Raw genomic sequence first — 12,744 nt, 5'->3', positions numbered from 1 at the left:
CGGGAAGCGGGAGATCGAAAGAGCCGAGGATGCGTCAGCAGATACGGTCCGCGCGTAGAGCACGCTTAGCGAAAGACCCTCGTCAGAAGACCGTCATTTTCGTTCGCGGCTTCGTCGAGTTTCTGTAGAAATGAGTCGAGCTGCGCACAGGATTTCGGGCGTTGCTCTGGCTCATCCAAGGCCCGGCGGAGCTCGTCGTCGTGGTTGTAAAGGTCGCTCCGAAAGTGTACGGCGCCGTCCGGCTCTGCCCAGGCCGTTAGATAGACGAGGTAAACTGGAAGACTTTTTTCCAGCCGCACGCGTTTTCGTTCGTCCGCGTTCATTGCCTCCCGAACCTTCTCCTCCGTCCAATCATCGGGGAGGACAAACTCCGCAAACTGATCCGGGCTCTCGACGCGCACACAACCGTGGCTGAAGGTTCGCGTCTTCGCATCGAACAGGTGATCGGCGGGCGTGTCGTGGAGGTAGATGTCGTGGTCATTCGGGAACATGAATTTGACCAAGCCGAGCGAGTTGCCCGGCCCGGGTTTCTCACGAAGACGCACGTCATAACGCTCCAGTGCTTCCTTGCTCAGAAGCGACGCGTCGACCACGTCCCCCGCAGCGTTCACGACCTCGTAGTCGTTTTGCGCCAAGTACTCCTCATCATCCTTCACCTTGGGAAGGATCTCGTCGATAGCGATGGACTTCGGGATATTCCAGTACGGACCGAAGACGACATAGCTCATGGTGTCAGCGAACGCCGTCGTTTGTTTGTCCTTTTCCCCGACGATGACGGGCATCTCCATGGCCTCTTCCCCCTCGCGGAATGCGTTCAGGCGAAAGTCCATCAGGTTGACGAAGATGAAGTCTTGCCCCAGGTTTTCGGGCAGCCAGCGATGCCGCTCAAGGTTTAGAGCAAGCTGTCGTGCGCGTTCGTCGGCACTAACGTTCAGTGCAGCTCGCGTGGCGTCGTTGACCACGCCGTTAATCTCCAGTCCATGGCGTCGCTGAAAGTGATTCACCGCCTGCTCGACCGCACCATCATAGACGGTCGCGACCGCGGCGGAGTCGCTCGCCGTCGCCTCAAGGTCGTTGGTTGCAGCGAGACGTCGTCGGAGGAGCGTCACGGTTTCGCTGGAGTCGCCCGGTGCGAGAGTGACCCCGCTCGGAAGCGTTGGCCACCCGCCGTTCTGCGCAATCTGCCGGTAGCGATTGAAGGCCTGACGCAGCGGGACGTAATCGAGGTGACGAGCAGAGATGTCGTCGAGTGTTTGTTGAACGCCCTCCTGCATCGCCTGCTCGAACACGTCGATGGTCGCCGCACGGTCCTGGTCGACGTGCCACGTTCCCTGCACGTCCTCCGGATTGAGTCGGCCCACGCTCAGGTCGTTCGCATAGCGCAAGAACGCGCGTGTCAGCGCAATGTCTGCGGAGGCGAGCGTGGCCCGGCGGAGCGAATCGGATTGCGCCTTGTCGTCGTCTACCGGGTCGATGTAGGCAGACCGCAACGTATCGATGAGCCCCTGCGCGTTGTATCGTTCCCGGGGCAGGCCCTCGTTCGGAGCCTCGCACAATTGACGAAGAAGAGCCCGAGCTTCTGGCGTCGGCCCGTCTTTCGTCAACCAGACGGGTTGCCACTCATGCTGAACATACGCCCGCCGTACGACACTGTCGCGAGCCCCATCGTAGGTGCGCACCTCATCATCGAGAACCCGCTTGAGTGGCGGTGGAGAATCATCCTGGCACCCTGCAAGAAGCACGGTAACTATGACGAGGACCGTACCAAGCGATATCAGTCGTTTCGAATGGAGACGTTTCAAAAGCAGTAGGATCGTTGCGCGGGCAGTCGATGCGAACTCACGGTCATGAGGCTGCTCTATGACGTGACGCGCCGCGTGATCCTCCTTTTCCGACGACAATGAAAGCTTCCTGTGACGCGGAAGCACCCTTTCACGCCTTCGTTTCGGAAGTCCGGTGGAGGGGCGATACGAGGTACCCCATTAGCACATCGAACGAGCCACTTTCCCCTGCCCCATCGGCCCGCCTGGTCGTCCCTCCTCCAACCGGTATCTTGCTACAAGCCCCCATGCGCAACGCCGACTCGATGTGCATCGGATGGGTCAACATTCCGCTCATGCGCCAACGTAGAAGGCTATGAGAACCTGTTTGTCCGACAGCCTCCGGCGATCCAACGGTACGGACCTCCCGCCGGTCGGTCCTCGCTCCGCTCGCAATCCAAAGCTTGGATGATCTCGCGAGCCGGGTCAACTACGTCATTGCGAAAGGCCTCCTTCAGGCCTGCGTTTAACCATAAACGACTGCGCTTCCGTTTTCGCTACCCATCCGCCAAACAGGTTGTGAAGGTGCCACAAAACGTTGATTTCTGCGTCTCTTCCTCTTTTTCGATCGAGTCGCCCCCACAGCCAAGGCACGGCATCCGGACACGATCATTTGGATTCAGTATTACCGCCGAAAACGACGCACTCTCACACTCCCATACCCACATACTCCCGTCCATTTCGGAACAGCTGCGCCGAGGAATGCTGAATTAACACAGGGTCTAATGAAAGCGTCCGGTGCATAGCATCCTGCCCTTCTTTTTCGCGATCCATCCGCCAGACAAGTTATGAACCCATCAGGTCGGACTCGTCCGGCCCGCGCGTCGGCACGACATCATCCGAGCGACGAAGCGTAATTTTGGTCAGCTCGGGACGGCAGTTGATCCGCATCGGAATGGTGGAGAAACCGATGCCCCGGTTGATGTAGATGCGATTAGGCGCGGCGCCAAGGGAGTCGGCCGCCCATCCGTGACCAATGATCTCGCCTTTACGAACGATGTCGAGCCACGAGTTTTGCCTTCCGGGGATGAGGCGAACTTGCCCTCCGTGCGTGTGGCCGGCAAAAGCAAGGTGCGCTTGCTCCGCCGGTATTTCGCGAAACGCCTCCGCGTTGTGCATAAGCCAGATTCGCGGCGCGCCCTCCGGTAGCGACTCCATCGCCATGTCCACATCTGCGAGCTCTGCCCACACCGAGCCGACGCCGACGACCCACAGCGAATCGTCTCCTGCCGTCACGGGCGTTGCTTCGTTTTGCAGAACCGTCGCGCCGATGCCTTCGAGTCGCGCCTCGAGATACGCAGCGTACTGATCGATACGCTTCGGCGTGTTGTGCGCCAGCGAGTAGTCGTGATTTCCAAGCACAGCGACCGTCGGAATGCCAGCATCCACGAGCGGACGGATGATATCAACGGCCCGCCGCACGCGGGAGGAGTCGGGCTTGTAGACGAAATCGCCCGCGATAAGCGCGAGCGAAACGGAGTCGCGGATCGCACGATCGACCGCGTCTCGAATCACTCCGGTGTTGCCCGCCCACATCCCGATCTGAAAGTCCGCGAGAAGCGCAATCTGACGGCCATCCCAGCCTCTGGGTAAGCCTGGGAGCTCAGCCTCGACCGGTTTCTCGTGGAGACGGTATCTCGGCTCGACGACGCTCCCATAAATGATGACGCCACAGAGGAGAGCGAGGAGGAAGTAGCCAGCCTTTCGCATGGAATCGCGTCGTGAATGAGGAGAGTCTCGGCCAGCGTCCCGTACCTGAGCGCCCTTACTGTCTCTTCGCCTGAGAAAAATCGATACGACCGCATCCGCGCACTTCCTCGAAGATCCACGGGTCAACCTCGTCGCTCGTCGTGAGCACCGAAACGTCTCCGGTCGTCTCAAAAACTACGGCCAGCACCTCGCTGGGTGTCGTTACACCGGCCATGCGAAGCTTGGACCGGAGGTCGTCTTCCGTCATCCGCGCCTGATCCAGGTGATCGCTGATCACCTCCTCCCCGGCCATCAAGAGAAGCGGCTCATTATCTACCATGCGCTCGACGGTTTCAGTCATCCGACGACTGGTCGAGACGACATACTGAATCCCATAGAGAACCGCTAACCCGACCGCCCCGATGAGAAGCGATGGGCTCTTTGCGAGGATCGTCGAGGCGACAACCGAGCCAATCGCAACGGTGATCGCGAAGTCAAAGCTCGACATCTTCGAGAAGCTCCGCAACCCGGTAAATCGGGTGAGCACCAGCAGGACAAAGTAAATGCCGATCCCTGATAGCAAAACCATCAGGCTCGCGGTGCTCGTGCCCGAAATCCAACCCCAGTCGATCATGGTGCCGTTATCGCTGTGTATGAGGAATATCAGCCGTCGCGAGCACGCAAGACACCACGTTCAGGCATCGCAACTACAGGCCCCGTCTCATCATCCAGTAGACAGACATCTTCTACCTACGAAGCCGGTGCGTCGTCTGCGTCATCTTCCGGCCCCATCGGGTGCCCCGATGTTCGAGCTAAACCCAAACTCTACCTGCGGACCTAGCTACCGGGCAGATTGATTTCAAAACGGAATGTCTTCGCGCGACATTGAGAAACGAACCTCGCAGGGTCTCATGCGCTTCGGCGAGGCCTGAACGTCGAGACACGTCGAACTCTCACACGCCCATACCCTCATACTCCCACGCACTGGGGAGCAGCGGCGACAGGGGAATGTGAAATTGACGCAGGCACCTGTGAAAATATCCGGCAGCTAGCCTGCGGACTTTACCCCTGCGCCGTCGTGCTACCGGATGGTTGGCTCTCCCCATCATTATTCAGCTGTACGTGCATCGGGGGAGCGGCGCCGTCCTTGTCCTCGCCCATGTAGACCGTCATGTGGGGGAACGGAATCTCGATGTTTTCTGCGTCGAAGGCCGATTTGATGCGACGGTTGTACTCTCTCCCAACGCGCCACTGCTTAATCGGCTTCGTCTTGAAGCGCGCCTTGATCACGACCGCCGAGTCACCAAGCTGATCGACCCCCAGCACCTCCAGGTCATCGAGGATATCGTCCTGGTAATCGGGGTCGTCTCGCAGGTCCGCCCCCACGCGCTGGATGATCTCGATCGCTTCGTCGACATTTTCCCGATAGGCAATTCCGATGTCGAAGACGTAGTAGGAGAACTCTTTCGTCATGTTCGTCACCACGTCGATCTGGTTGTTGCGGACGTAGTGCACGTTGCCAGAGAGATCGCGGAGCACGACCATGCGAAGATTCAACCGCTCCACGACGCCCCCTTTTCCGGCGATATCGACGACATCCCCGACGCGAATCTGATCTTCCAGCAGGATGAAGAAGCCGCTGATGACGTCTTGAACGAGGCTCTGCGCCCCAAATCCAACGGCCAGACCGAGCACACCGGCCGCTGCCAAGATCGGACCGATGTCGATACCTAGTGCGCCAAGGACCATCATCGCCGCGATAACCCAGATGATGATCTGGGCCGCATATCGGATGACTGAACTCAGGGTATCGGCTCGCTTTATCGCTTCTCCGTCGCGCTTTCCATTCTCAAGGGATCGGTTGAAGCGGTCGATTAACGCACGCAAGAGCCGCAGCGCGATGACCGTCACCAGGAGAATGACCAGGATTTCCGCGCCGGTCGTGATGAGCCACCGGTACGCGCTTTCGAGAAATGACTGCCATTCCATGTCGAGCGAGAAGCGTGAGGCGAAATCGCTAGCGTAGGTCGGCGTACAGTCAGAAGAGACGGTCTTAAATTTAGACGACGTGGTCGTGCACCTGCCGCCGAAGCATGTAAATCCAACCATGCATACCCGCTACTGTTGAGCAGTAGCGGCGCATACCTCTGCCTTTTCCTACAGCGTTACTCTCAATCGGAGAACAGCTTTCATCTCTCCGATCCGGTCGCTCGATTCATCACCCCATTTGTCCCATTGGATTGGATTCGAAGAGATTGCCTCATTTCCGTTCCGACGCGTAGAGATCAACCTGAATCTGAAGGGGCGTACCTCCAGTTTTCGATCCACCCAGCGACCCCTCGCCCGTCCACGCACCGATATGGACATGCGGCGCCCGCGAATTCCCGTTGTTTCCGACCTTAGCGACGACATCCCCCGGCTGAACGGTGTCTCCTTTCTCCACCTCAATCTCCCGTACGTGAGCATAGACCAGGGAGGCATCATCCGTCTCGAACACGATGAATCCCGGCTGAGCCTCCCGATTCATCGTCCCGGGCTGATTCGTCGTATCGGGCTCAGTCACACGAACGACCGTCGCCTCGAACGGAGCGAGGACGTCTCGTCGCCACCCGTACCAGTCCTCATTTTGCTTGCCTCGAGTGCCCGGCGTGTACGGGCGTGCGATTCCATCTTCCTGGAGCTTCTCCACGCCAAAGTCGCGCCCGAGCTGGTCTCCGAGACGGAGATGTGGCTTATACGTATGCTCGCTTGTCGCTAACGAAAGTCCCTCGCCGGTCGCGTCAATCGGTGGGTGGATGAGAACGGACTGCGTCAGCGTGTCTGGCGTCGGGTTCAGTCCGTACTGAGCCCGCGCGGGCCCGGCGAATAGTCCAGATAGGAGGAAGGTCACCACAGCGGCCCAGCGCAGAAGCTTGTGATCGAATGGGACATTCAGATGATTCATATCTACGCAGTACACTTCATCAGTTCAGTAGACGATTAGTTCGTAAGCTATCACGAGCGCGAAATTTTTGTTGTTACACGCAAGAGGTCGGGCCTCTCTGCCGCCACGACAAGTCCCCCGTACGATACGCTTTGTGAACTGATGGAAGAAGCGACGATACCGGATGGATGGTCGGCCTTCCTCGACGTGCGCTCTCGCCGTTTTCGGGTGCCGCGTCATGTATGAACCGGCGGGCGGTGCTCTTCAGTTCACCCGAATGTCCTGGGTTCTCTTCGACTTTCTCCCCATAACATGCGAACGCCCAAGCCAATGGGCCCGGGCGCTCGTCGATCGCACCACCACGCAAGCGATGCAATGCTTATCCTGCATTAGGAGTCGATACTAGTTGTACGGCCACTCGGCCCAGTTACTGCAGTGGCTCCCCACGTCTCGGCCCAGTAGATCGCGAAGCGTTCCACCGTAGACAGCATTCATCACCGCGCGCGGCTTCGCGAACAGGAACCCGTCCTTCACGCCGATCGACCCGAAGTGCGCTGCACTGAGCCCGTGGCCGGCCTCATGGATCGCTACCGACGGGAAGTCGAAGACGTACGTGCCGTTTGCCTGCGGCCCCTCGGTCCCATCGTCGGCCCAGGTATACTGATCATTGTAGTAGATCTCGCGGAAAGCGGCGTCGATTTTCCCGTTCCCGTCGATATCTGTCAGGTTGCCACTGGCATCCGTCCAAAACAGCGTATAGGCGACTCCAAGCGTGCTAGAACCGGGAGCGAAGAGCGGACCGACGCCCCGAAAACCAACCTGAGTCACATCCGCCTCAATAAGACTGACATCGATCCCACCCCCGGCAAAAAAGGTTTCGATCACGCCGGTATTCCCCGTCGAGACGTTTTCTTCGAGCACGAGACCGGAGCACTGCTCGCTCTCCCAGATCCGGAAGCTCTCTTCGAACCAGAAGGACTGATTCGTCAGATTGGCGTCAGACGACGTTGCGCCCTGCTTGACTGCGAACGTCAGGTCATCCACATCATCCCACGTAGCACGAGGATCGTTGTAAACGAAGTCGTGGCCGAGGTTGGCGTTGCCCAGGTCTTTCTGGAACCACTCCACGCGCCCGGCCTCCCCGGAGGCGGGGTCGGTCAAATATTCGGCAACACCCAAAACCAGTTTATGACTACTTAGGTCGGCAAGGGCCTTATCACCCGTCACGAGTGGAGACGACTCACTATCCGGTGCATCAGAAAGAGTACTTACGGCCGACGGCTCCGTGTCGCAGGCAGATACGAGAATGACCGCCGCCATCAGGCAGACGATGCTTAGAGCGCGGGCGAAAGAGAACGATAGAGGAGACGACATATGGCCTTATGGTTTGAGTCAGGAATGAATTGCTACCACTTGATCTGATCGACCAGAAATGCCTGTCATATCCTCTCTGGACGGCAGCATGTCGTATATCGCAACGCTGACTAATAAGACCAACAGCGATATTATACCCTACACGCAGTCGATCCGACACCATCATCCATGGGCGCCAGAGGTGACGACAAAGAGAGGCCTGCAGAGGATACTTGGAATGAAGAGCGACCTGTGTTGAAGCTAGAGTTCAAATACAAAAAGCCCCGACCATAAGGCCGAGGCTTTTCGTTTCCGTCGAATGTCTCGCCGTGGATCTACGCGAGATCGAACCGGTCGAGGTGCATCACCTTCGAGAAGGCGTCGACGAAGTCATGGACGAACTTCTCTTCGCCGCCGGTGGCTCCGTACACCTCCGCGATGGTCCGCAGGCGGGAATTGGACCCGAAGATCAGATCCGCACGGGTCGCCGTCCATTTGACATCGCCCGTCTCACGGTCCTGAACTTCAAAGATCTCTTTGTCCTCGGAAACCGGCTCCCACTTGTTCTCCATGTCGAGCAGGTTCACGAAGAAGTCGTTGGTGAGCGTCTCCGGTCGGTCGGTGAAGACGCCGTGGCCTTCGGCGTTCTTGTGCACGGCATTCAGCGCGCGCATACCGCCAACGAGAACGGTCATCTCCGGGGCCGTGAGGTTCAGGAGATCGGCCCGGTCGACCAGAAACTCTTCCGGCTTCCAGTTCTGTGCCGGCTTGTCCGCCATGTAGTTGCGGAATCCGTCGGCTGTCGGCTCGAGCGGTTCAAACGACTCCACGTCCGTCTGCTCCTGTGTGGCGTCGGTGCGTCCCGGTTCGAACGGCACCTCCACGTCGTAGCCGGCATCGGCCGCGGCTTTTTCAACCGCCGCGCACCCGCCGAGGACGATCAGGTCGGCAAGCGAGACGCGTACGTCGCCCGAACGCGACTTGTTAAAGTCTTTCTGGATGCCCTCGAAAACCATCAGCGCACGGGACAGCTCGTACGGCTCGTTGGCCTCCCAATTGCGATGCGGTTCGAGGCGAATGCGGGCACCATTGGCCCCACCGCGCTTGTCGCTGTCACGGTACGTCGCGGCCGAGGCCCAGGCGGTTTTCACAAGGCGCGAGATCGACAGGTCCGAGGCAAGGATCATCTCCTTGAGCTCGGCGATTTCCTCGTCTCCGATCAGGTCATGATCGACCGCCGGCACCGGGTCCTGCCAGAGCAGGTCTTCCTCCGGTACCTCCGGCCCGAGGTAGCGATCCTTCGGCCCCATGTCGCGGTGAAGGAGCTTAAACCAGGCGCGTGCGAAGGCGTCCTGGAACGCCGCCGGATCCTTCTGGAAGCGCTCGATGATCTCCCGGTAGATCGGATCCCGCTTCAGCGCGATATCCGTCGTGAGCATCATCGGATCCACCTTCTTCGATGCATCGTGCGCATCCGGTACCGTCTCCTTCAGCTCATCGTTTTTCGGCTTCCACTGCCATGCGCCGCCGGGGCCCTTGTGCTTCTCCCACTCGTAGTTGAGCAGGTTATCCAGGTAGCCCGAATCCCACTGAATGGGATCTCCGGTCCACGGACCTTCAATGCCACTGGTGATCGTATCGGCGCCTTTGCCGGAGCCGTGCGAGCTCTTCCAGCCGAAGCCCTGCTGCTCGATGGGTGCAGCTTCTGGCTCCGCCTCGACGTGGTCGTCGGTATTCGCGCCGTGGACCTTGCCGAAGGTGTGTCCGCCAGCGATGAGGGCCGCCGTCTCCTCGTCGTTCATGGCCATCCGGCCGAACGAAAGGCGAATGCGCTTGGCTGACCACTCCGGATCGGGCGTGCCTTCCGGTCCTTCCGGATTCACGTAAATGAGCCCCATCACCGTCGCTCCGAGCGGGTTCTCCAGCTCATCGTTCTCGTTGAACCGGTCCCAGGTCTCCATTTCGTTCTCCGGGCCCCAGTCGATCGACTTGTCGGGCTGGTAGTCGTCTTCCCGACCGCCGCCGAAGCCGAACGTTTTAAAGCCCATCGATTCGAGGGCGACGTTCCCGGCGAGGACCATCAGGTCGGCCCACGAGATCTTACTGCCGTGCTTCTGCTTCACTGGCCAGAGCAGGCGGCGAGCCTTGTCGAGGTTGGCGTTGTCCGGCCAGCTGTTGAGCGGCGCGAGGCGCTGACGTCCGCCCGAGGCGCCGCCGCGGCCATCCGTCGTGCGGTACGTACCCGCGGCGTGCCACGCCATGCGAATGAAGAGCGGGCCGTAGTGACCGTAGTCGGCCGGCCACCACTCTTTCGAGGTAGTCATCACCTCGTGGATGTCCTCTTTCAGGGCGTGATAATCGAGTTCGCTGAACGCTTCCGCGTAATCGAAATCGCCGAGCCACGGGCCCACATCCTGGGCGTTCTGGTCGAGGATCTCGATGTCGAGTGTATCGGGCCACCAGTTACGGTTCGTTGCCGGCGCACTCGCCCGCTTACTACTCGAACCATTGGTATGCACCACCGGACAGCCGCCGCTCTCACTCGTACCTTCCGCGTGAGCGTCGTGTGACGTTGGGTCCTTTGACATAAAGTCGTACTGATTGATGAAGGGGATAGGAGGCGAGACACCGGAGATGGCGTCTGTGGAGTGTCGACGTTGGGCGCCTTTCACAGCTCACACAGCATGGCGATCACCAAGAAACGCCGACCGCAGACGCGTTCGTTCCGTCTAGTAACGCACTCGCACCAAACGAACGGGGCTCGCGGTGTAATTTGGGGCCACCCGAGGAAGGGGCATAACCGTTGCGACATCTCGTCGACCGAATCTACTGTCGGTCGAGACCGAGCCGATCTGCCGCTTGAAATAATATCAGGCGTAGACGCCGGTCCGTCAATCCGTTTTCGTCAATTAGCGATTAGAATATCCGGGGCGCTGCCCGCTCGAAGACCAATACCTCTTTGCCCCCAACATTCCGCTTGGTGCACCGTCCGAATCGCCCCCCCGCACCAACATGCCTATTCGTACCTATCAACGAACGCGTCCATCTGCTCGTCGGACCCGACCATCACGAGGGTATCGCCTTCCTTCAAATGCAGGTCCGGCGATAGATCGGTCATGACCTGTCCGTTGTGCTTGACGGCCACCACGTTGAGTGCGGTTTTCGCACCGATACCGCTCTCTCCCAGCGTCGTGCCGTGCAGGGTTCGGGGCAGTTCGCGAGAGAAAAGGTCGACGCCCTCCCCCAGCACGACGAGCTCGCGCCCATTCACGATCGAAATCACTGCATCGACGCCCAAGGTCGAATAGCTCAGCACGAAGTCTGCTCCCGCACGGTGGATGGCGTCCAGATTCCGTTCGTGCGTGATCCGGCTCACGATCCGCAACTCTGGATTCAGCCGTCGGCAGTAGGACGTCAGGTACACATTGACGGCATCGTCGTTGGTGGTGAGCAGCACCGAGGGCGCCCTGTCGATGCCGGCCTCGTGGAGCAGGTGGTAGTCCGAGGCGTCGCCGTGAAACACCTTCGTGCATGTGCCACGCAGCATACGGCAGCGACGGCGATCGCGCTCGACGAGATGGACGGGAACGTCTTTATCCGTCAGCGCCCGGGCGGCGGCCGATCCCACCATGCCACCTCCGATGAGCAGCACCGGGTTCGGATTCACGTCGTAGATCAACAGCATCATGTCGAGGTCTTCAAGTCGCTCGGCGCTGCCCATCACGACCGGCACGCACTGGTCGGTGAGCAACGTGTCGGGACGAGCAGCCTCCATCCGTCCTCGCTTCCAGACCCCGATAATGCTGACGCCCGTCTTTTCGCGCAGTTGCGTCTCGCGAATGGTCTTTCCGGCAAGCGGCGTCCGGTGCACCGGAAGCTCTGCGATCTTGAGGTCCTCGTACTCACCGATAACATGCAGACCCGCGTGTTGCGTGTTGATTCGGTTGGCCAGTTGCTCGCCCAACCAGCGCTTGAGCGGCAATACATGGGTGGCGCCACTGAGCTCCAGTATATCGATCGCATCCTCGTTGTCAGCCACGGCGGCAATGGGCACATGAGGAGCTGCCTCACGCACGGTCAACGTGACGTTTGTATTCACGATGTCGTCGCGGTTCGCCACCACGAGTCGCGCCTGGTCGGCCCGCAGGCGGCGATACGTCTCCTGGTCATCGATCTCCCCCACGACCACCGACAGACCTTCGGTGAACCAGGCGGAGGCGACCGACGGATCCGGCTCGACCAACGCGTAATCGATATTGCTTCGCTCCAATCGCTTGATCAGACCGGGCGCAATGGCATCGCGGGCCACCAGCAACACATGACCTTCCGTACCCGGAGGCAGCTCGCGCGGTGCACGCGACCGGACCTGTGCTTCGAGCCAGGGTGCATAGAAGAACCGTATGAACGCAAACGGCAGCACGATGAGCAGCATCACGATACCCGTGATGAGGACGATCACGCTGAAAAGCCGACCGATGTCGCTCTGGAACGTGATGTCTCCGAACCCGAGCGTGCTCATCACGGTGAGCGTCCAGTACAGGCCCGTGATCCACGAGTGCTCCTCCCCCTCGGCGTAGAGCATGATGAAGTGGAAGAGGACCGTAAATACGACGATCACAACCACGAGAAAGCCGACGTATTTCAGCAGAATGGGGAGATTCTGCCTGATCTCCTTATTCTGCAGAAAATAGGAGAGCTGCGTGCTGAGGGTCTTCATGGAGACGAAATGGGGAAACTGCGTGCCTGAGCGAGCCGTGACCACGAGACCGAATCCTGAAAGGATAGAGACTCGAACGTACGTCGCGGCGGAATCGACCGGAGGGTAAACATACAAATGATATGTCGAACACGGCAGCCCGGCGATCGCATCAAGTCTACAGTTCCCACCGAGGTAGAGTCTAGTGGTATCGTATTCGGAGGATGTCATACCTATACGCTGGAGCACGCGGTCGAGACGTC

At 59.4% G+C, this 12,744-nt stretch carries 8 protein-coding genes; all 8 read right to left on the bottom strand.

Annotated features, from left to right (window positions below; genetic code table 11):
* Positions 1-65: 65 nt before the first annotated feature.
* Entirely contained in the window at positions 66-1,802 is a 1,737-nt protein-coding gene (locus tag CRI94_RS16210) for a L,D-transpeptidase family protein (protein WP_143815455.1), read from the bottom strand.
* An 804-nt stretch (positions 1,803-2,606) separates the two neighbouring features.
* The gene (locus tag CRI94_RS16205) at positions 2,607-3,530 is read right to left on the bottom strand and encodes a metallophosphoesterase (protein WP_098078482.1); all 924 of its coding nucleotides are present in this window, start codon (positions 3,528-3,530) and stop codon (positions 2,607-2,609) included.
* A gap of 55 nt (positions 3,531-3,585) precedes the next feature.
* Positions 3,586-4,143: a DUF421 domain-containing protein gene (locus tag CRI94_RS16200; RefSeq protein WP_098078479.1), complete on the bottom strand. Its 558-nt coding sequence runs from the start codon at positions 4,141-4,143 to the stop codon at positions 3,586-3,588.
* Between the two features lie 428 nt (positions 4,144-4,571).
* Entirely contained in the window at positions 4,572-5,498 is a 927-nt protein-coding gene (locus tag CRI94_RS16195) for a mechanosensitive ion channel family protein (RefSeq protein WP_098078475.1), read from the bottom strand.
* A 271-nt stretch (positions 5,499-5,769) separates the two neighbouring features.
* Entirely contained in the window at positions 5,770-6,453 is a 684-nt protein-coding gene (locus CRI94_RS16190; RefSeq protein WP_098078469.1) for a M23 family metallopeptidase, read from the bottom strand.
* 381 nt (positions 6,454-6,834) lie between these two features.
* Entirely contained in the window at positions 6,835-7,806 is a 972-nt protein-coding gene (locus CRI94_RS16185) for a hypothetical protein (protein WP_143815454.1), read from the bottom strand.
* A 314-nt stretch (positions 7,807-8,120) separates the two neighbouring features.
* Positions 8,121-10,373, bottom strand: coding sequence for a catalase/peroxidase HPI (gene katG / locus CRI94_RS16180; RefSeq protein WP_098078460.1), 2,253 nt, complete (start codon positions 10,371-10,373; stop codon positions 8,121-8,123).
* A 428-nt stretch (positions 10,374-10,801) separates the two neighbouring features.
* The gene (locus CRI94_RS16175; protein WP_098078605.1) at positions 10,802-12,502 is read right to left on the bottom strand and encodes a potassium channel family protein; all 1,701 of its coding nucleotides are present in this window, start codon (positions 12,500-12,502) and stop codon (positions 10,802-10,804) included.
* Positions 12,503-12,744: the final 242 nt, after the last annotated feature.

It is taken from the genome of Longibacter salinarum (genome assembly GCF_002554795.1).
In the GTDB taxonomy this organism is placed as follows: Bacteria; Bacteroidota; Rhodothermia; order Rhodothermales; family Salinibacteraceae; genus Longibacter; species Longibacter salinarum.
Note: the sequence above shows the minus strand (reverse complement) of the source record. Positions and strands in the feature narration are given on the sequence as shown.